Raw genomic sequence first — 20,734 nt, forward strand, 5'->3', positions numbered from 1 at the left:
GATGCCTTAGGCTCCCGCGAGGGAATCGTGCACGATCTGTTGGGCTTCCGCCACGATCGCCTTCAAGTGACGTTCGTCTTTAAAACTCTCCGCATAGATCTTGTAGATGTTTTCGGTGCCGGAGGGACGGGCCGCAAACCAGCCGTTCGTCGCGACGACTTTCAAACCGCCGATCAACCCGTTATTGCCTGGCGCCTTGGTCAACTTCGCCGTGATCGGCTCGCCGGCGAGCATCGACGCAGTGACGGCTTCCGGCGACAACTTTCCCAGCTTCATCTTCTGCTCCGGCGTCGCCGCCGCATCGATGCGCGTGTAATAGGGATTTCCGAACGAAGCGGTCAGCTCCCGGTAGTGCTCTCCCGGATCCTTGCCAGTTTGCGCGGTGATCTCGGCCGCGAGCAGATTCATGATCGGCCCGTCTTTGTCGGTCGTCCAGACGGTGCCGTCCCGCCGCAAGAAGCTCGCTCCGGCGCTCTCCTCACCGCCGAAACAGAATGAACCATCGTACAGGCCGGTAACAAACCACTTGAAGCCGACCGGCACCTCACACAGTCTGCGGCCAAGCTTGGCTACGACACGATCGATCATGCCGCTTGACACCAAGGTCTTGCCGACCAGCGCCTGCGTGGGCCAATGCGGTCGATGAGTGAGCAGATAACGAATGGCCACGGCAAGATAGTGATTGGGATTCATCAGCCCGGCGGACGGGGTGACGATTCCATGACGGTCCGAGTCCGGGTCGTTGGCAAACGCAACACGATAGCGATCTTTCAGACCGACGAGGCTGGCCATCGCATAGGGGCTTGAACAGTCCATCCGAATCTTGCCGTCGTGATCGACCGTCATAAATGAAAAGGTGGGATCGACCTTCGGATTCACGACGGTGATGTTCAGTTTGTAGACGGCGTTGATCGGTTCCCAGTAATGCACCGCGGCACCGCCGAGCGGATCTACCCCTAAAACAAGGCCGGCATTGCGGATAGCATCCATGTCGATCACATTCCGGAGATCCTGCACATACGGTATGACAAAGTCTTCTTGCTTCGTAGTCGGCGCCTTGATTGCCTTTTCGAACGGCAGACGCTTGACGCCGGTATTGCCTTCCCGCAACAAATTATTTGCCCGATCCTGCACCCATTTCGTCACGTCGGTATCGGCCGGCCCTCCGTTGGGCGGGTTATATTTGAACCCCCCGTCCTCCGGCGGATTGTGGGACGGAGTGACCACGATGCCATCGGCGAAATGACTCTGACGGCCACGGTTATGGGAGAGGATGGCCCGGGAGACCGCCGGTGTCGGCGTAACGCCGTCGTTCTGTTGGATGATGGTGGTAACTCCGTTTGCGCTCAACACTTCGATCGCAGTGCGTTGAGCCGGCCCGGACAACGCATGCGTATCTTTGCCCATGTAGAGCGGACCGTCGGTCCCCTGCCCGCGCCGGTAGTCACAGATAGCTTGGGTGATGGCTAAGATGTGGGCTTCAGTGAACGAACCACGAAGCGACGAGCCTCGATGCCCGCTGGTGCCGAAGCTGACCAACTGGTTGGAGTCGTCCACATCCGGCTTGCGGTCGTAATACTCCCGCTCGAGCTTGGCCAAATCCACCAGCATGTCTCTGGTAGCCGGTTTACCTGCGAAGGGCGAGATCGCCATGGTCCTCAATCCTTTTCGTTGACGCCGCGCGGAGATGTTACGGAATCGGGCATGGTTTGACGTTCCAGATTCCGGCCGCGTACTCAGCGATCGTGCGGTCGCTGGAGAACTTCCCGGAGCTTGCGACATTCAAGATAGCTTTGCGCGTCCATCCATCCGAGTCCGCATAGAGGTCGCACAGCTGTCGGTCGGCCTCGAGATACGACTTGAGGTCCGCGAGGTGCATGTAGTGGTCACCGCCGCTGAGCAACGCGTGAAGCAGCGGTGCGAATACACCCGGCTCGTACTGGCTGAAGTAATCCGTAGAGATTAGGTCGAGGGCCGCTCGTGTCTCCGGTTCGTTCTCGTAGTGCCAGTGCGGGTTATACCAGCCCCTGCTGCCGGCCACCTGGTCCGCTGTCAGACCGAACAGGAAGAAATTCTCCTCGCCCGCTTCTTCTGCCATCTCAATGGTCGCGCCGTCGCGTGTGCCAAGCGTCAGTGCTCCATTCATCATGAACTTCATGTTGCTCGTGCCGCTCGCCTCGTAGCCGGCCGTTGAAATCTGGTTCGAGACATCGGCGGCTGGAATCAGCCGTTCCGCGAGGGATACGCAATATTCTGGCAGGAAAACAACTTTTAGCCTTCCACGCACGATAGGATCTCCATCCATGGTGCCGGCCAGATTGTTCAGGAATTTGATGATCACTTTGGCCAGGTGATAGGCGGGAGCCGCCTTGCCGGCGAAGAAAAATGTCCGCGGAGTCATCTTCAGCTTCGGGTTTTCCCGCAACCGGTTGTAGAGTACGACGACGCGCAACGCATTGAGCAGTTGCCGTTTGTATTCATGGATGCGCTTGACCTGGCAATCAAAGATGCTGTCCGGATCGACCGTCTGCCCGGATGTCGTTTTGAGCCACTGGGCAAACGCCGACTTTGCCTCGCGCTTCGCCTTGCGGAACGAGTCACGGAACCCCTTGTCGCCAACCAGCTTTTTAAGCTTGTTCAGCTGACTGAGGTCAGTTATCCAGCCATCGCCGATGGCGTCGGTGATCGTTCGGGCAAGTGCGGGGTTGGCCAGCAGCAACCACCGCCTCGGCGTCACACCGTTGGTCTTGTTGTTGAACCGCTCGGGATAGAGCTCGGCGAGATCCTTGACCGTCATAGAGCGTAAGAGGCCGGAGTGAATGGCCGCCACGCCGTTGGTGCTGTGAGATCCGACAATGGCCAAATTGGCCATGCGGATTCTGCGGACGCCTCCTTCTTCCACCAGACTCACACGAGCCACGCGTCCCTCATCTCCCGGAAAGCGGGTCCGGACTGTGTCGAGCAGGCGGCGATTGATCTCGTGAATAATTTCGAGGTGGCGCGGCAGCATGATTTCGAACCATTCATGCGGCCATTTCTCCAATGCCTCCGGCAACAGCGTGTGGTTTGTATAGGCCAGAGTCCGTTGCGTTAGGTCCCAGGCCTGGTCCCAACCGAGATGGGCATCGTCCAGCAGTATCCGCATGAGCTCGGGAACGGCCATCGTCGGATGCGTATCGTTCAGCTGGATGGCAACTTTCTCGGGAAGAGCATTCCAGTCGGTGTTGCTGCGCCGGAAGCGCCGCACGAGATCAGCCAGCGAGCAGCCGACCAGGAACGTTTCCTGGAGGAACCGCAATCCCTGACCTCGATACGTGGTGTCGTCCGGATACAGCACTCGAGTCAGCGACTCGGCCGCGAGCGTGCCGGCCAATGCGGCCGTGAAATCACCCCTGCTGAATCGCTGGAAATCGAAGTAATCCGGTGCTGCCGCAGCCCAGAGCCGAAGAGTGTTGATGGTCTTGCCGCCGTACCCGACGATCGGACGATCAAAGGGAATACCGATGACGCTGGAGGGTCGACCAGGGACCAGGCGTAGGTCCCCATCCCGCATCTCGAATGAACAGTTCCATTTCAATTCCACGGCTTCCTCGAGACGGGTTACTTCCCAGGGATCGGGCCGCCGCAGCCAGTTGTCAGGCTGCTCGAACTGCCAGCCGTCCTTAATGGTCTGTTTGAAGATGCCGTATTCATAGCGAAGCCCGTAGCCCATGCCGGGAATCTGCATCGTCGCCATCGAATCGATGAAGCAGGCCGCCAGCCGGCCCAGCCCCCCGTTTCCCAACCCGGCATCCGGCTCCATCTCAAACAGTGCCAGCGAGTCGAGGCCTTTCTTCTTCGCGACCTCCATGGCCAATGGGTAGAGCAAGGCATTCACGATATTGTTGGCAAAGGACTTCCCGAGGAGAAATTCCATTGAAAGGTAATAAACCCGCTTGGGGTTCTTCTGGGCGTACGTGTCTTCCGTCCGGAGCCAACGTTGTGAAATGATATCGCGGACCGAATGTGCGGCTGCTTCAAACTGCTCACGCAAATCGGCCTTCTTGACATCAACGACGTGGTCGAACGTCAGGTGCCGTTCGTAGAGCGCGTCGTTCGTGCCAGAAAATTGAATAGGTCCGACTCCATATTGTTGAAGAATGTCCTTCAGGTCTTCTTGTTTCATACAGCCTCCGCGATGCGGTTCAGGGAAGCGGCATCGCTGCCGACGTGGCTTCCTTCTCCCGCTCTCATCATGTGGACAATGTCTTCTCCCAGGGCGACACTCTAGAGCACCTGCTGGTGCATCCGCCTCGAATCCTGAGACGAGATGAACGATTCACCAACGAGCTTATACGTTGTCGCCTTCGGTCGAACTCCGCCGCTTCGTCGCCGCAGACCCCTGACCCCATTGCCAGTCGGTGATCTCGGGCATGTCTTCGCCGTACTTGGCGATGTATTGTTTGTGCTCGAGCAACTTGTCGCCGATCGCTTGCTTGGCATAGGCGGCACGTGACCCAAGCTGTGGCAACCGATCAATGACATCGCCGAACAGATGGAACCGATCCAGATCGTTCATCACCACCATGTCGAACGGCGTGCTCGTCGTGCCTTCTTCCTTGTAGCCGCGCACATGCAGATTCTTATGGCCGGTACGACGGTACGTCAGCCGATGGATCAACCACGGATATCCGTGGAAGGCAAACACGATTGGTTTGTCCTTGGTAAAGAGCGCATCGAAATCCTGGTCCGATAGCCCGTGAGGATGCTCGCTCTGCGGTTGCAATTTCATTAAATTGACGACGTTGATGACGCGGATCTTCAGCGTGGGGAGGTATCGTCGGAAAAGATCCACGGCGGCCAACGTTTCCAGCGTCGGGACGTCGCCGCAGCACGCCATCACCACATCGGGCTCGCTCCCCTTGTCGTTGCTGGCCCATTCCCAAATGCCAATGCCGGCCGTGCAATGTTTCACCGCCTGGTCCATCGTCAACCACTGTGGAGCAGGCTGCTTACCCGCGACGATGACGTTCACATAGTTGCGGCTGCGCAAACAGTGATCGGTCACGGACAGGAGCGTGTTTGCGTCCGGCGGCAGATAGACACGCACGACATCTGCTTTCTTGTTTACGACGTGATCGATGAAACCCGGGTCCTGATGGCTGAATCCGTTGTGATCCTGTCGCCAGACGTGGGACGAAAGGAGATAATTCAGCGAGGCGATCGGCCTGCGCCAAGGGATGTGATGGCAGACCTTCAGCCACTTCGCATGCTGATTGAACATCGAGTCGATGATATGGATGAACGCCTCATAGCAGGAAAAGAACCCGTGTCGGCCGGTCAGCAGATACCCTTCCAACCATCCCTGGCACTGGTGTTCGCTGAGCATTTCCATCACGCGCCCATCCGGAGCCAAATGGTCGTCGTACGGATAGCGATCGGCCATCCATGTGCGATTGGTGACTTCCATCGCGTCCTGCCATCGGTTTGAGTTGTTCTCATCCGGACTGAACAGACGAAAGTTCCGGCTCCCCATATTTAACTTCATCGTATCGCGCAGGAATTTCCCCATGTGGCGCGTGGCCTCAGCCGTAACCGCGCCGGGCTTCGTCACCTTGACGGCATAATCACGGTAGTCCGGCAGGCACAGGTCTCTCAGCAGCAAACCTCCGTTGGCATGCGGGTTGGCGCTCATGCGACGGTCGCCCTTCGGCGGCAGTTCCGCGAGCTCTGGTATCAATCGGCCGGTCTTGTCGAACAACTCTTCCGGTTTGTAGGTCTTCATCCATTTCTCGAGGATCTTGATGTGCGCGGGTTTTTCGTGCATTTCACCCATCGGCACCTGGTGGCTTCGCCAGTAGTCTTCCGTTTTCTTGCCGTCAATCTCCTTCGGGCAGGTCCATCCTTTGGGCGAGCGCAGGATGATCATCGGCCAGAGCGGTCGCTTCTTGGCACCGGTCCGTTGGGCCTCAGCCTTGATGCGATGAATATCGTCGAGGATGTTGTCGAGTGTGGTCGCCATCAGTTGGTGCATCTTCTCCGGATCACTGCCCTCCACAAAGTGAGGCGTGTAGCCGTAGCCACGGAAGAGCTGATCCAATTCTTGGTGACTGATGCGGGCCAGCACGCAGGGATTGGCGATTTTGTACCCATTCAAGTGCAGGATCGGAAGCACCACACCATCGGAGACGGGATTGAGAAACTTGTTGGAGTGCCATGAGGTTGCCAGCGCTCCGGTTTCAGCCTCGCCGTCGCCGACGACACAGGCGACGATCAGGTTAGGATTATCGTATGCCGCCCCGTACGCGTGGGACACGGCGTAACCCAATTCGCCTCCCTCATGAATCGAACCGGGTGTTTCCGGTGCTACGTGGCTGGGAATGCCTCCGGGAAACGAGAACTGCTTGAACAATCGCTTCATGCCCTCTTCGTCTTGTGAGATGTTTGGGTACACTTCACTGTAGGTGCTTTCCAGATAGGCATTGGCGACGATGCCCGGACCGCCGTGGCCGGGACCGATGATGTAGATCATGTTCAGATCCCGCTGCTTGATCACTCGATTCAGATGGGCGTAGATGAAATTCAGCCCAGGGGTGGTTCCCCAGTGCCCAAGCAACCGGGGTTTGACATGTTCTTTCGTCAACGGCTTTTTCAGCAGCGGGTTGTCATACAGATAAATCTGCCCGACCGACAGATAGTTCGCCGCCCGCCAGTAGGCATCGATCAATTTCAATTCCTTTTGCGACAATGAATTCCCCATGCTCTCTCCTCCCTGTTACGGCCTCGCTTGACTGATTTCCAGCGCCTTTGGTTTATAAATGTGCGGCTCGCACACAGCGAACTGTCTCTCTTGCAATCCAGGTTTCTTCATCCGCTGCGACCACATAAGCCGCCAACCGTGAGTCATCCGTGCTGATCTTTTCTGCACGACCAGGCGAGAGCCCCACCGCCGCTCGATTACGGTCCCGGTTCATCTTCAGACCACACCACTCCATCTTCTGGCAGATCCGCTCTCGAATTTCCGGTGCGTTTTCCCCGATCCCACCACCGAACACGATGGCATCGGCGCCATCCAAGACGGCGAGATAGGCCCCGAGGTACTTGCGCACCCGATAACAAAACAGGTCGATGGCGAACTGCGCCCGTTTGTCGTGCTCCTGCTCGGCCACACGGAGCAGCTCCCGCATGTCGTTTGACCGGCCGGAGACTCCAAGGAGACCCGACCGCTCGTTGAGCCACCGCTCGACTTCAGCCGCCTCGACCTTCTCGCGCTCCGACAGATAACTCACGATGGACGCATCCAGATCACCCGAACGTGTCCCCATCACCAACCCCTCCAAGGGTGTGAACCCCATCGAGGTTTCGACCGAGCGGCCCTTTGCAACTGCAGTGACAGAGCAACCGTTGCCGAGCTGCAGGGTGATCAGACGTACTTCTGTCAGTGGTTTCCCCGTACATGTCGCGTAGCCGTTCGCGAGCGAGGCATGTGCAATCCCGTGGAAACCATACCGCCGGATTCGATACCGGTCAGCCAGCTCCGCCGGAAGCGCATATCGTTTGGCCACGTCCGGCATCGTTTGGTGAAAGGCCGTGTCGAACACAGCCACCATCGGTATTGAGCGACCCAAGACTGCCTTGGCTCCACGAATCCCTGCGAGACACGACGGATTATGGAGTGGCGCTAACTCGGACAAAGAGTCGATTCCGGCCTCGACCTGTTCAGTAATCAACGTGGGCTTCACATACTGTTCTCCTCCATGAACGACCCGATGCCCGACCGCTTCGATCTTGCCGAGAGAACCGGCCAGACGATCAAACAGCACGCGCAACGCCTGTGCATGATTCCGAATCTCCAACGTCGTCTTCGAACGTTGTGCGTCTTCTCCATTCACTTCAAAGGTTGCGACTCCACCGATACCTTTGATCACGCCTTCGAGCAGCGCTGGAGGATTTGGTCCTCCTCCATCCTCTACAACGTCCAGAAGCCGATATTTGATCGATGAACTTCCACTGTTGATCACCAGAATCTGCATATCAGCGCTCAAGTCTCATGCCCTCACGCTTGCCCTACCCATAATATGGGGGGAGGGTTGGGAGAGGACATTTGCCTTAAGTGTTGGACGCATCAAAGATACTCTGAATGAATTTGTCCAGCATGGCGTTGAACTCAGCATCGGATTGCTGGGCCGTCAACCCCTCTACCAGTGCCCGCGAAAAACTCGCCACGAGGCCATGATTCCGGCGCAGCCGGTCGTTGGCTTCTTCCCTCGTATAGCCGCCCGAGAGCGCGACGACCCTCAACACATTGGGATGTCGGATGCAATCAAGATAGAAGTCGTCTTGCTCCGGGAGTGTGAGCTTGAGCATGACCGACTGACTCGCCGGCAACTCGTTGAGTGCCTTCAAGACGGCCTCTTTGAGCAACGCTTCGGCCTTGGCCTTTTCCCCGCAGTGAATGTCAACTTCCGGTTCAACGATCGGCACGAGGCCAGCGGAGATGATTTGCCGGGCTAGCTGGAACTGCTGGCTCACGACCTCCTTGATGCCGGCACCATTGGCTTCCTTGATGACCGAGCGCATCTTGGTTCCAAAAATACCTTTCGTGTTGGCTTTGTCGAGCAGGGCAGCAAGTGCGGGCATGGGCTTCATCAACTGGACCCCATCCTTTTCAGACGCAAGGCCTTTGTCCACTTTCAGAAAAGGGACCACTCGCTTCACATTCCACAGATAGTCCGCAGTAGACCGCCCCTCAATATCCCTGTCCATGGTGTCCTCGAACAGGATGGCGCCAATAATCCGCTGACCGGAAAAGCTCGGACTGGTGATGATGCGCGTACGCATCTGATGCACGATGACAAACATCTCATTGTCGTTCGACCACGCCCCTTCTTTGATTCCGTAGCGACGTAGCGCATTGGGCGTGCTGCCCCCGCTTTGATCCAGCGCTGCAATGAATCCGGGATGTGTCTTCATTTGCTGCTGTTGTTGTTCGTGAACGCTAAGAGTTTTCATGTATGCTTGCTCCATGGTTAGCTGGCCTTCTTGAGGACTGCACTGGCAGCTCCTGCTTTCGTTGTCGTTCTTCCACTGTCATCTGTCGATTCAATCTTCAGCGTCGCAAGGCGTTCTGTAAGCGTGGGAACCGTTTAATCAGCTGCGAGAATCCCCTTCGTGTCCGTCACGAGCTCAGTTGCGGTTTGGTCTAGTTCTTGCCGTTTCATGTCAATGTCTCCCGATGGTTCAAATGCTTCGCGATCAATGATCGTCATATGGCCACATGGCCCCGCCATTCGACATAAAACCAGTTCCAGAATATGTGACCATACAACTCTTAGAGGGTCAGAGCAAGAGCAGTACCACCATAAAACAGTCATAAGAAGATCACCGTTTGGTTATAAGATCGTAAAATCTCTTCAGAAACTATTACGTAGGCACTGGCTGGGAGACGGTACGGTGGGGAGGATGGCGACAGAGAGATGAACGAGTAAGTCCCAATATACCCCAATCCCTATTGCGCTCATATGTGTGGAAGCACAAAGGCGAATTTATGCTCGTGTCGATGAGCTTCTTCCAAATGTTCGCGACTTAGCTCTAGCGAAATCCCCAATCACTTTCCTTCAAATGTCGTCGGGTTTGCTGGTATAGTCCTGGCAGGCAACCCCGGTATAAACTCAGTACACGCAACGAGCGCGATACAAACAGATCGTGAAGGAGAAATTTCGATGGCCGAAACAATCGCCATATTGGTTGGTGGAGGTCCGGCGCCTGGTATCAACGGAGTGATCAGCGCCGCGACGATTCGATGCCTTGCGGAGGGCAAAACAGTCCTGGGCATCGAGCAGGGTTTCAAGTGGATCATGCAAGGCGATGTGAGCAAGGTCACGCCTTTGACGATTGAGCAGGTCAGCCGACTTCATTTTCGAGGCGGGTCGATCCTCAAGACTGCGCGCGCTAACCCCACCAAGAATTCCGCACATCTTGCTCAGTCGTTGAAAAGCCTCGAGCAACTCGGAGTGTCGGGGCTGATCACAATCGGAGGGGATGACACCTGCTTCTCCGCGCTCACGCTCGAACGTTCGGCAAAAGGACGATTGCGAGTCGTCCACGTTCCCAAGACCATCGATAACGACCTGGATCTTCCTGAAGGCGTACCCACGTTCGGATATCAGACCGCCCGGCATGTCGGCACCTATGCGGTCAAGAGCATCCTTGAAGATGCTCGAACGACTTCTCACTGGTTTTTCGTGGTGGCCATGGGGCGCAAGGCCGGCCACCTCGCCTTGGGGATCGGCAAAGCGGCTGGAGCGACGCTCACTCTCATTCCGGAAGAGTTTCCCGAGCGACCAGTCAGACTCGCAAAAGTCGCGGACATTCTCGCCGGCGCGATTATCAAACGGTTGAGTCAGGGACGAGAGGATGGCGTCGCGGTCCTTGCCGAGGGAGTCGCGGAAGTTATGAATCCCGAGGATTTTACCGCGTTGGCGTCCGTCTCTCGCGACGAGCACGGCCATGTGGAGTTGGCGGATCTCGACCTTGGTCGAGCGCTGAAGGAAGAAGTCCTTAAGCGGTTGAAACCCTATGGTCTTGCTCCAACCATCCGACTCAAGGACATCGGATTCGAATTGCGATGCGCCGATCCCATCCCGTTCGATATGGAATATTGTCGCGACCTCGGCTGCAGTGCGGCCGAATACTTGATCTCGGGAGGCACAGGGGCGATGGTGTCGGTTGTTAATGGAAAATTTTCACCGATCCCTTTCGACACGATTCTCGACCCAGTCACTCAACGGACAAGCGTTCGCATGGTGGATGTTGCAGCAGAGCCCTACCGGATCGCCCACCGCTATATGATCCGCCTGGATTCAAAGGACTTTGAAGACAAGGATCGACTCTCGCTCTGCGCTCAGGTGGTTGGTCTCACACCTGAGATGTTCCGGGAACGATTCGGCCCTGTTGTCACGCACGAGCGGGGAAGATAGCCCCGGAGTCTTGTCGTAAATTCGGCGACGGTGTGGCGAGCCCTTCATTACGAAAGCACAGGGGCAAACGGATGATGACAAGTGATGAAGCACTCCGTCAGTTGTTGGATGGGCACAAGCGGTATTTGAGTAGTCAGCCTCTACACCAGCACCAGGAAGCAGGATGGCGCGCCACTCTTGCCTTTAGCCAGCATCCATATGCGTTGATTCTTGGATGTGGTGACTCACGGGTCCCGCCCGAAATCATTTTCGATCAGGGTCTCGGCGATCTGTTTGTGATCCGGACAGCTGGTCATGTTCCCGACACCGCCGTCTTCGGTAGCATCGAATTCGGGTTGGAGGAACTGAACATTCCATTAGTGATGGTCATGGGCCACGAGCGGTGCGGCGCTGTGCAGGCAGCCGTAGCGGCGATGGACACAGGCAAAGGAAGCCCCGGATACTTGGGCGATATCATTGCCGCCATTATGCCGGCGGTTGCGCAAGTCAAAGACCAACCGGGAGACATCATCGATAATGCGGTAAGGGCCAATGTCAGGTTGGTCATGAGAAAACTGGAAGCTCACGTACCGGTGCTGGCGGCGAGCATCCAGGCCGACCGGGTGAAAATCGTCGGCGCGCGACATGACTTGGACACCGGAGATATCGAGTTACTAGAATGAGCTGACTACGAACGCGGATTGCCTCGGATGACACGGGATTGGTGAGGGGCTCGGAGGTCCGTATCGAACCTCCATTACTCTTCTGCTAGAGAACGGGTTTGTCGATCTCCTCTTTCGAGAGCTCGCCCTTTTCGAATTTTATGGTGTTTTCCAGCGCCTCAGTCAATGTCTCACCATAAGCAGACATCCTGTACGCGACGAAAGCGCATAGGCCTGCGGCCGCCAGTTCGGCGACACCGAAGACTGTGGCAGCGTAGAGACCAATGGCACCACCGACTATCGCGCCGTGAAAAGGAAGGGTGTGAAAGAAACTCCATGCCGCGCGCCCGGCCGCGCCCATACCTTCCTCAAGTTCCCGTAATAGGGGAACGTCGCTCCCTGAGCAAGAGTCTCCCGACGGGGCCGGTTTCGTATCCATCGTCCTGTCAGCGCCATCTTGCTGCATATCCGCCTCCTCGACCGGCCATTCTTGTGGCGCCTACTCTATCTCAAATGCGACAAACTTGTAAATCCGCTGGGCAGGAATTGCACCGCCAGACCACGATAGGCTACACTCGGTCCCGAATTGACTTAGGTATCGCGGGCGCCGGTACTGAGAGTCTGGGGCAGAAGTAAGCGACCAGAGGCTATATCCGGCCTGGTATCCAGTCTAGATCCTCGAAGATCATAGATTGAAAATAGGTAAAGGAGGCGATCCTCCCCTGAGGGCGTGGAGAAGCACAGATCCTCACACACATCGAGGAGACACGATGGTCCGTTGTTGATCTCGAGTTTTTTCCCGAACACCTTCACGGAAAATCTTTAGACTCCCGCCTGAGAGAACGCGAGGTTTTTGTGATAAGTCATGCGCGAAGATTCCGGCAAATAGCTGTCTTCTGGGTTTTGGGTTGGAGCATCCTCCTTGCGCTGACAGCTTCCGCCAACGCTCGACTCATGTCGCATGCAAGTCAATCGCTCAATCCTCATTTCAGATCATTTTCCACTGCGACAGGGAACCCAGCGCAGAGCCCGAATCCCAATGCGTCGGAGGGCTATACCCACCTGGTGCAACGGCGAGAGTCGTCAAACCCGAAGAGAAGTTTATATGATCTGACCATGCCTGACCGTAAGGAGGACGATCAGGAATCCGCTTGTCTGAAAAAAATTCGTGAGATGTTCCCCCCTATTGTGCTGCCAACCTCTGCCCTTGACCTCGACCAAGCCAGACTGGATCAGAGAGAGCACACCATCCTTATCCCCCTCAAAGAGCCCCGCGAGAAAATCCATACCATCTGGTTTGACACGGACACCAATACCGAAGCGCTTGAGATCATTCGCCTGCTACGGACGGGAAAGATTGGCAACGTCGGTGTCTTGTCGCTCGGCTACCGACCCAGCGTCTTTTATATGTTCTACGGTGTCACCGAGGAGGATCGCGTGGCCTGTCGACCGGAACGTGTCCTGGAACTTTTGGGAACATGCACGGAGTGCGAAGTGTTGGAGTGGCGCTCGCTTCAACCATAACTTCCCCGCGACCTGATCTAAATCCCAAATGGGGTCTCCCAGCTCGACCGGTTAGCAGGACAGTAGAGCGGTACTTTGGGTCGAAGAGTGACAGCCGGCACAACCAGCCAACGCACGGGTTGTGATGCTATGGAGAACCAGATTGGGGAGCCCATGAGCCCGTGCTGGGCATTTACAAACTACCAAAGATGAGAGTATATGATCTCGTATCACAAAACTGGCTTCTAGAGAGGTGGGTATGCCAACACAAAAAAGGCAGAGCAAACAAACAGAGACGGCCTTCTCAACCGCCTCGACTTTCGAGGGTGGCCGCTACGGATTACGGAGTATTGAGGGAGGCATCGGTGACGCCGCCCGGGGAATCTGGAGATTCTTTCATCACGCCCCGGGGCTTGGCGGGGTCGTTACCGGAGGCTTGGGTGCTGGTGCCGCCATGCTGATTGGCGTAGGCGAGTTGCTGGTCGGAGCCGCCGTCGGTTATGTGGGATACCGGATTTATGCCTATGGGGAATCTCCCACCGAGGCGTTGGAGAAGGCGATCCGGTTTGAAGAAGGCCGCTTGTCGGATGAGGAGTTAATGAAACCCGTGCCGAAATGACGGAGGAAATTCTACTTCATCAACGGGAGGTGCGCCGAGTTCTCCCAACGATAAGAACACAGATTATGTGTTTGTGTCGATACAGTTGATCGATTGATTCCCTCTCTCCGCACAATTTTCTGGTTCGCGTCTCGCCTTTACTTCACGGTTTCAAATAGCTTCGTGTTTTGGTCGGGACTGCAGTTTGCCTCACCGGATGGCACGCAGCTTGCTTTCATGTAGGCTTGATTCAAATCAGGCCGGATCCCATAAGGATCAAGCAAGGAGGACCAATCATGCATAGCCTCGTATTTGTGCTCTCCATCGTTGGGTTTGGACTCGAAGTCGCGGCATTCCTCTTGACGGTAGCGGTCCTATAAGACCGACAACCATCCTGAGGGCTGCGCGCCCGCACTATCTGCAGGGCCTACGTACAATGGCCACTCATGTTCATTTGCGAGCATGAGTGGCCATTTTTTTGTCACAAACCCAACCACATTATATATATGTCTTCTCAACAGCGGATGGGAGAACACCTTTCTCTTTTGCTTTGGGAAGTTGCTCTGCGCCTTCGGATCTCTCTTCTTCCCTCCAGATGGTGGCCTTGGCAAAGCAGTAGCTTGATAGAATCAAGAACGGTATGCCTGGGACCAGCGGCACAGGCACCAGAACCGCCCCAACGATCATGCTGTAATATCCGAGCGTCCAGTAACCGGACTTAACCGGTTGGCCTGTCTGAAGGGAACCTTTCGAACCGTCGCTGCCTTCAGTCGTGTTCAAGAATCGCCACGGCTGCAACCAGTTCATTGAAGATGAGCTGGCAGCTTCGATCGCCAAAGCGGCATTTGCGTATTCTTCTAGTTCTTCCAGACTGCGATCTTGCAGGAACTGACACAGCGATTCCGAGGCCCACACGGATGCATCGTACACAACGGTCACGCTATGACACCCCGTATTGGCGGTCGCCTCAATGACCCCTGGTTGAGTTGAGAGTAGTGCCTCGAGCCCGCGCGCCACGTGCCGAGCGGTCTTGAGTATCGGCACGCGCAGCCGGACGCGACCAGGAATCGAATGGACGACCTGGGTGGCAGCGAACGGCCTGTCGAGTTCCATCGACATGAATCAATTATATCCGAAGTCGGCTACACCTTGTCATCCCGCGAGGACGACCTTCTCAGCCTCAGGTGCTGGCAGGAGCCTTGCACTTTCATGTACTGGAGAATTCACTTTGATTGGCCGATCTTCCATGATCGGACGCAGGCCGTTCATGGTCGCGACGATCGCCGACCCGTTGCTAAGCAATGTCGCGCCGATCGGACCGAGCAGCCCGACGCAGGCGAGGGCAAGCGCAATGGTGTTGGGAATGGAAATGATCTTCCAATTCTGCTGGATCAACGCGACGGTCTCGCGGCCGATGTCGATCGCAAGGGGGACTTTCCAGAGCCCTCCATGTAAGAGGACCACCGGCGCCGTTTCTCGCGCGGCTTCCGTGCCTCCCTCGACGGCGATGCCCACATCAGCGTAGGCCAACATGGGTGAGTCGTTGATTCCGTCCCCGACGACGGCGACCTTATAGCCCGCTCGTTGCAAACGTTGGACCGCCTCCGATTTGTCTCCCGGAAAGACTTCGGCGACATACTCAGTGATTCCGAGCTCATCCGCGATTCTCTTGGCGACGTCCTTATGATCGCCGGTGAGCATCACGATGTGCTTGATGCCCCGATGCCGCAAGGCCTGAATCACGTCCACCGCCTCCGGCCGTAGCGGGTCGGAGATGGAGAGTAATCCGACGACGGCCCCGTCCTTCGCCACGCAGAGTGGGGAAATCGCTTGTTGCTGCATCCGAGCGATATGTCCCTGGACTTCCGGCGTCAAGTCCACTCCGCGGAGCGTCATGAACCGCGGGCTTCCGACGAGCACCACCGAGTCGTCCACGATCGCTTCGACACCGAGACCCAGGCTGTAATCCGACGCGGTCCGCTCCGGAATTAAAAGGTCTCTGGCTTGGGCGGCGCGGACGATGGCGTCCGCAACGGGATGCGACAGTCGCATTTCCGCGGCAGCCGCGAGCACGAGCACCTGATCAGCTGTAGAGGAATTGACCGGCACGACATCCAGAACATCGGGATGTCCTATGGTCAAGGTGCCGGTTTTGTCGAACACGACGGCGTCCACTTCCGCGAGACTTTCCAAGTGCCGCCCTCCCTTGATCAGAATCCCGTTCCGGATCGCCTTCGTCATGGCGGACAGCACGGTCGTCGGAGCCGCGATCCGAATCCCTGTTCCATAATCGATGATGAGAACAGCAGCCGCTCCCTGGAGACCGCCGGCCATCACGATGCCAGCGAAGGCACCGCCGGCAAAACTGTAGGGCACCAAGTCGTTTGCCCACTTGACGGCGTAATTCTGGATCTTGGTTTCACGAGCCGGCGCGGCCTCCACAAGGCGGAGAATCTGCGCCGCCTCAGTTTCACTTCCGATCCGCTCGGCGCGGATATAGAGTTTCCCTTCACGAACCACCGTTGCGGCATAGACAAGACTCCCCTCCTCCTTCTCGACCGGAACTGATTCGCCGGTGAGCGCGGCCTGATCGACCAAGGCCTTGCCGCTGAGCACGGTGCCGTCCACGGCAATGCGCTCGCCCGTATAGACGACCACGGTCTCGCCAAGTTGAATTTCTGCCACGCTGACCCGCACCTTGTGTCCATCCCGCACGACCCAGGCCTCGATGTTCTGGTACCCCAGGATCTCCTCAATGGCCTTCTTCGATCGCATCATCGTGAGGTCCCGAATCCAATCCGCGATGTTGATCAACCAGACCATGAAGATCGCCATCGGAAAGTTGCCTTGAACGACGAGCAGGGAGGTCGCAGAGGCGTCCAGCACATCGACATTCAGCTTGCCGTCTTCCGACAACGAACGATGGGCCCGCTTCAGCATCGGCAAGGCACTCAGCAAGAGCAGCACCGGCACCAGTGGTGCCGCCAGCGGCTCGACGAGCAGCGCGACGCCGAACCCGGCGCTCGAATACCAGAGTTCGTTTCCCGCCTCTTCAGACGGGGCCTGTGACTGATCGGTCTGTTCCTTGACAGAATTATAGGTGGCGACTTCTGAAGCACTCTGAAGTCTGACCCAGGTGCAGAGCCTATCGGTCGTCCAGACGGAGGGATCGCAAGTGACCGTCACACTGTAACACCAGTCGTTCACACTGACATCGGTCACTCCAGGTTGGTCTCTGAGAAGCTTCTCCAGCGGCTCGGCCAGGTCAGGCAAAGTCTTGAGCGCCGGCACCCGCAGCCTTACACGTCCAGGGATCGCATGCACCACGGTGGTATCGTCTAGTGTATCGGTGCGTGTCGCGGCTTTCGCGTGGGTTTCAGCGGTCGCAACCGGCGCAACACAACGAGCCGCATCTTCTTGTTGCGGGATCTGGTGGGCTATCAGGGCTGAGAGCGCGTCTCTATCGCTTCCATTGAGCGGGACCCACACAGCTGAGGTTTCAGAAACGAACCCTTCGGTGGGGGTAATCCGTGCCTTATCGACGCAGGTCACACGAACGCTGGTCACATCCGGGGGATTCTGCTGGTTTCCTGTGCCATTTGTTTTGGAGCGAGAAGCGGATTTCCTCCCGTCGGTCTCAAGTTCTGAAAAGCCTCGTTTGACAAGTTTCCGCGGACGCTTTCCGGTCGTTACGTGTTCCATAAAAATGATACCCCTTCCCTGAAAGCAGCCGGCTCCTGCATTCCGCACTCGGCATGTTCATCACACCCTGCTGAGCGACTGATATCGAGAGCTATTCCTTGCCCTCCGTCTTGCCCGTCTCTTGTCCGTGCCCCTTCGACTTTTCCAATTCTGCCTTGGCTTCTGACAGGAGATCTTTAAATTGCTCGCCCGTTTCAGAGACAAATTCAGAGACCGCATCAGCCACAACGATACCACCCTTGATCAGTTCCTTCACAATGGGACGGAAAATAGATCCGATCCCTGAGCCGTTGTGTTCCACAGCTGACCTCCTTCAGTTGGTGACAACACTAGACGCTGGAACAAAAGTGTTTCAGGTTTTTGTTCCTAACGACAAATATAAAGAATACGACGATGGCGGAGTGGAAAAAAGGCCAGAACAAAAAAAGAGGTTGCAGTATACAGCGGCTGACTCTTTGAAGTCTACTTAAGTTTTTAACTGGATATGGGGAGGCTGTGGGAAGGTTAATTCTCTGTTACAACGGGCTCATGGCCCGAGAGACACGACCTGTCTCGGAGAGACCATAGTAGGTCCATCGCTGCCAGAGGAGCAGTCGCAGCCCCATGGGAAGAGGGATATACCCTGGGAGATGGACTCCAACTATTACTTCGTCGCCTTGGCCGGTACAGTCTCCCCCGCCGACTTTGCAGCCAGTTCGGCTCTCGCTTCCTTCGCGATATCGCTGAAATAGGTGCATTCTCCCGACCACATGTCAGACACGGCTTCCTGGACGATGATCCCGCCTTTGATGATCTCTTTGGTCAGCCCGCGCAACACCGACCCCGCGCCTGATGCGATGCCCGTGACCACGGGCGTAGCCGCCGCACCAACGATTAATCCGACTATGCCGCCGATCAATGCTTCCACGACTCCCTCCTTCAGGATCAGGTGACCCTTCTACATGAATATCTACCAGCCTGGCTCGTCACGATAGCTGATCCGTACTTATCGAGTCAAGAACGCCATGCTCAACGGTCTTCAGGCAAGGCATGATGTAGGATGTGCGCCGTTGCCTCTCGGAATGAGCTCAGATACAATGCGCCTCACCTCACTGGGTAGACGCGCGAACATTCGAGGAGCCCACCGGTCGTGACGCGCCTTATCGCCATCATCAATCAAAAAGGCGGAAGCGGTAAGACAACGACGACCGTCAATCTGGCGGCGGCGCTGGGCAAGCAGGATAGGCGGGTGCTCGTGGTGGATCTCGATCCGCAAGCTTCAGCTTCAAGCTGGCTCGGGATCAAAGATGGTGGCCGAGCCCTGCTCAACGTCTTCACCGATGGACTGGCCATGTCTGGTCTGGTCCAACCGACGACAGCGGAAGGCGTCGAGGTGATCCCTTCTTCCTCATGGCTCATCGGAGCCGAGAAGGCCCTAGCCAACGAAGTAGGTGCTGAATCGGCGCTGCATCGTGGGCTCGCGGCCTTGGAGGGACCATGGCAGTATATCCTGCTCGATTGTCCTCCGACGCTGGGCATCCTGGCAACCAACGCACTGGTCGCGGCCAAGGAAGTACTTGTTCCCGTGGAGTGCCATGTGCTGGGACTCGGAGGGCTTGCGCGGCTGCTTCAGGCCGTCGAAGTGGTTAAGGAACGATTGAATCCGAAACTTAAACTGGCGGGCATTCTCGCGTGCCGAGTCGATATGCGAACACGGCATGCGCAGGAAGTCCTCGAGGAACTCCGGAACCGCTTTGGTCCGCTCGTGTACGAAGCAATAATCCGGGAAAATGTTCGTCTCGCTGAGTGTCCCTCATTCGGCCAACCAATCAATCGGTATGATCCTTTCTGCTACGGAGCGGCTGACTACAGGAAGCTGGCCGCCGACGTCATGAAGCAAGAGAGTCAATAAAGAGGAGTTAATGGCAAAGCGAAAAACGATCGGAGAAAACCCGCTCGACGCGCTCATGCCGAATCCCATCGTGCCTCGAAACACCCAATCGCCTGCTTCAACCGACGGTCACTCCGGGGGAAGGATCGCAACTACCCCCCGGACATCCAGTCCCCGAAGCCAGCCAAGAGTCAAGGCTACCCCAGCACCGGTTCCAGCCTCACCGGCTGCCCAGCCCCCCTCCCCTTCCGACCTCCTCAATCGCATCCAGTCGCTGGAGCAACAGAACTTCTACATCGCATGGTTGGCTGGTGGAGCAATCTTGTTGGCAGTGCTGCTGTAGCCCACATTATTCATGAACGCTTCTACTGCAATCGCCGACACACCGCTGCGACGAACCGGCATGCAGCTGCGAGAGCATGCTGGCGGTTGGATGATCCGGTCCGTCCGGTCGTTCCCTCACTGCGGCAGGAAGAAAAAGCCGATCGCAAACATTAGATAGACTGCCATCAACATCACACCCTCCATCCAGTGACACTCGCCATCGGAGGTAAGGCGACTGACGACGGCGACGGCGAACACAATCGCGACCATTTCGAAGACCGAGAAATGAAGGTCCATGGGTTGCCCGATCACGTAGCCGAGGAATACGAGGACAGGTGCGACAAACAACGCCACCTGCGTGCTCGCTCCAACCGCAATACCAACCGACAAATCCATCTGATCGTTCCTCGCAAACCGCACGGCATTCATCGCTTCTGCCGCATTCCCGACCAGCGCCAGGAAAATGACGCCGGCGAAGATCGGAGTTAATCCGAGTGCGGTAGAGGCAGGTTCGATCGCCCCGACAAGAATTTCGCTCATGACGGCGATCAGCACCGTGACTCCCGCGAGAACGGTAATGGCTTTGCCCTTGCTCCAACGGTCTTCCTCCTCCACCTGTTCCTTCGTCGGCCCGAATTCACCCGGCTCGGTTTCAATGAGCTGCCGATGGGTTTTCAGCGTGAACACCAGACTCAAGAGATAGGCGACAAAGAGGACGATCGCGATCTCCGTACTTACCTCACGCTCTTTCCCGGTGGCAAAATGAAAGAGTGCCGGGATCAGCAGACCGATTGCCGCCACGAACAGGAGTCCTCCGTTCACGCCTGCGACCGTCTGATTGAACCGTTGACGTATGCGGCCCAACCCTCCGACGATCATCGACAGCCCGAGTGAGAACAACAGATTCCCGAGAATCGAGCCGGTGATGGATGCTTTCACAACATCATTCAGCCCCTCCTTCAGTGCGAAGCCGGAAATAATCAGCTCCGGTGCGTTTCCGAGAGACGCGCTCAGCAAGCCGCCGATGGTGGCTCCAACATAAATTGAGAGCTGCTCCGTCGCCTGCCCCATCAGTCCAGCCAGTGGCACGATAGCGAGGGCGGAAGCAATAAAGATTGCGATCGGACTGGCGCCGTAC

General features: G+C 56.7%; 18 protein-coding genes. 6 read left to right on the plus strand and 12 right to left on the minus strand.

The window, feature by feature from the left end:
* Nucleotides 1-6 precede the first annotated feature (6 nt).
* From pgm to VEI50_02680, 6 genes are all read right to left on the minus strand, one after another.
* On the minus strand, nt 7-1,653 hold the full coding sequence (pgm, locus tag VEI50_02655; GenBank protein ID HXX74007.1) for a phosphoglucomutase (alpha-D-glucose-1,6-bisphosphate-dependent): 1,647 nt from the start codon (nt 1,651-1,653) through the stop codon (nt 7-9).
* 37 nt (nt 1,654-1,690) lie between these two features.
* Nucleotides 1,691-4,165, minus strand: a complete 2,475-nt coding sequence (locus VEI50_02660; protein ID HXX74008.1) for a glycogen/starch/alpha-glucan phosphorylase — start codon at nt 4,163-4,165, stop codon at nt 1,691-1,693.
* Nucleotides 4,166-4,330: 165 nt separating this feature from the next.
* Complete coding sequence (locus VEI50_02665) at nt 4,331-6,739, minus strand: phosphoketolase family protein (GenBank protein ID HXX74009.1); 2,409 nt, start codon at nt 6,737-6,739, stop codon at nt 4,331-4,333.
* A gap of 52 nt (nt 6,740-6,791) precedes the next feature.
* Entirely contained in the window at nt 6,792-8,012 is a 1,221-nt protein-coding gene (locus VEI50_02670; GenBank protein HXX74010.1) for an acetate kinase, read from the minus strand.
* Nucleotides 8,013-8,088: 76 nt separating this feature from the next.
* On the minus strand, nt 8,089-8,991 hold the full coding sequence (locus tag VEI50_02675; GenBank protein ID HXX74011.1) for a fructose bisphosphate aldolase: 903 nt from the start codon (nt 8,989-8,991) through the stop codon (nt 8,089-8,091).
* Between the two features lie 134 nt (nt 8,992-9,125).
* The gene (locus VEI50_02680; protein HXX74012.1) at nt 9,126-9,248 is read right to left on the minus strand and encodes a hypothetical protein; all 123 of its coding nucleotides are present in this window, start codon (nt 9,246-9,248) and stop codon (nt 9,126-9,128) included.
* Between the two features lie 453 nt (nt 9,249-9,701).
* Here VEI50_02680 and pfp point away from each other — a divergent pair, with 453 nt between their 5' ends.
* Together pfp and VEI50_02690 are read left to right on the plus strand one after the other, a co-directional pair.
* Nucleotides 9,702-10,958: a diphosphate--fructose-6-phosphate 1-phosphotransferase gene (gene pfp / locus VEI50_02685; GenBank protein ID HXX74013.1), complete on the plus strand. Its 1,257-nt coding sequence runs from the start codon at nt 9,702-9,704 to the stop codon at nt 10,956-10,958.
* A gap of 71 nt (nt 10,959-11,029) precedes the next feature.
* Nucleotides 11,030-11,620: a carbonic anhydrase gene (locus VEI50_02690; GenBank protein HXX74014.1), complete on the plus strand. Its 591-nt coding sequence runs from the start codon at nt 11,030-11,032 to the stop codon at nt 11,618-11,620.
* Between the two features lie 85 nt (nt 11,621-11,705).
* On the opposite strand, the gene VEI50_02695 is transcribed toward VEI50_02690, so the two are convergent.
* Nucleotides 11,706-12,065 carry a hypothetical protein gene (locus tag VEI50_02695; protein ID HXX74015.1) on the minus strand — a complete coding sequence of 120 codons (360 nt, stop codon included), beginning with the start codon at nt 12,063-12,065 and terminating at the stop codon, nt 11,706-11,708.
* Between the two features lie 650 nt (nt 12,066-12,715).
* Between VEI50_02695 and VEI50_02700 the strand changes: the two genes are divergently transcribed.
* Both VEI50_02700 and VEI50_02705 read left to right on the plus strand, forming a co-directional pair.
* Nucleotides 12,716-13,123 (plus strand): hypothetical protein, encoded by a 408-nt coding sequence (locus tag VEI50_02700; protein HXX74016.1) that lies wholly within the window; start codon nt 12,716-12,718, stop codon nt 13,121-13,123.
* A gap of 238 nt (nt 13,124-13,361) precedes the next feature.
* Nucleotides 13,362-13,721: a hypothetical protein gene (locus VEI50_02705; GenBank protein HXX74017.1), complete on the plus strand. Its 360-nt coding sequence runs from the start codon at nt 13,362-13,364 to the stop codon at nt 13,719-13,721.
* A 477-nt stretch (nt 13,722-14,198) separates the two neighbouring features.
* On the opposite strand, the gene VEI50_02710 is transcribed toward VEI50_02705, so the two are convergent.
* The 4 genes from VEI50_02710 to VEI50_02725 form a co-directional block, all read right to left on the minus strand.
* Nucleotides 14,199-14,819 carry a hypothetical protein gene (locus VEI50_02710; GenBank protein HXX74018.1) on the minus strand — a complete coding sequence of 207 codons (621 nt, stop codon included), beginning with the start codon at nt 14,817-14,819 and terminating at the stop codon, nt 14,199-14,201.
* Between the two features lie 33 nt (nt 14,820-14,852).
* Nucleotides 14,853-17,267: a heavy metal translocating P-type ATPase gene (locus VEI50_02715; GenBank protein ID HXX74019.1), complete on the minus strand. Its 2,415-nt coding sequence runs from the start codon at nt 17,265-17,267 to the stop codon at nt 14,853-14,855.
* A 226-nt stretch (nt 17,268-17,493) separates the two neighbouring features.
* On the minus strand, nt 17,494-17,703 hold the full coding sequence (locus VEI50_02720; protein ID HXX74020.1) for a DUF5132 domain-containing protein: 210 nt from the start codon (nt 17,701-17,703) through the stop codon (nt 17,494-17,496).
* 342 nt (nt 17,704-18,045) lie between these two features.
* Nucleotides 18,046-18,309, minus strand: coding sequence for a hypothetical protein (locus VEI50_02725; protein ID HXX74021.1), 264 nt, complete (start codon nt 18,307-18,309; stop codon nt 18,046-18,048).
* A 222-nt stretch (nt 18,310-18,531) separates the two neighbouring features.
* On the opposite strand from VEI50_02725, the gene VEI50_02730 reads away from it, so the two are divergent.
* Both VEI50_02730 and VEI50_02735 read left to right on the plus strand, forming a co-directional pair.
* Entirely contained in the window at nt 18,532-19,293 is a 762-nt protein-coding gene (locus VEI50_02730; GenBank protein ID HXX74022.1) for a ParA family protein, read from the plus strand.
* Between the two features lie 10 nt (nt 19,294-19,303).
* A complete protein-coding gene (locus VEI50_02735; protein ID HXX74023.1) occupies nt 19,304-19,615 on the plus strand; it encodes a hypothetical protein in 312 nt (103 codons plus the stop codon).
* A gap of 116 nt (nt 19,616-19,731) precedes the next feature.
* Here the strand turns inward: VEI50_02735 and cax are convergent.
* Nucleotides 19,732-20,734 (minus strand): calcium/proton exchanger (gene cax, locus VEI50_02740; GenBank protein HXX74024.1); only part of this gene is annotated, 1,003 nt, incomplete at its 5' end.

It is taken from the genome of Nitrospiraceae bacterium (assembly GCA_035623075.1).
In the GTDB taxonomy this organism is placed as follows: Bacteria; Nitrospirota; Nitrospiria; order Nitrospirales; family Nitrospiraceae; genus DASPUC01.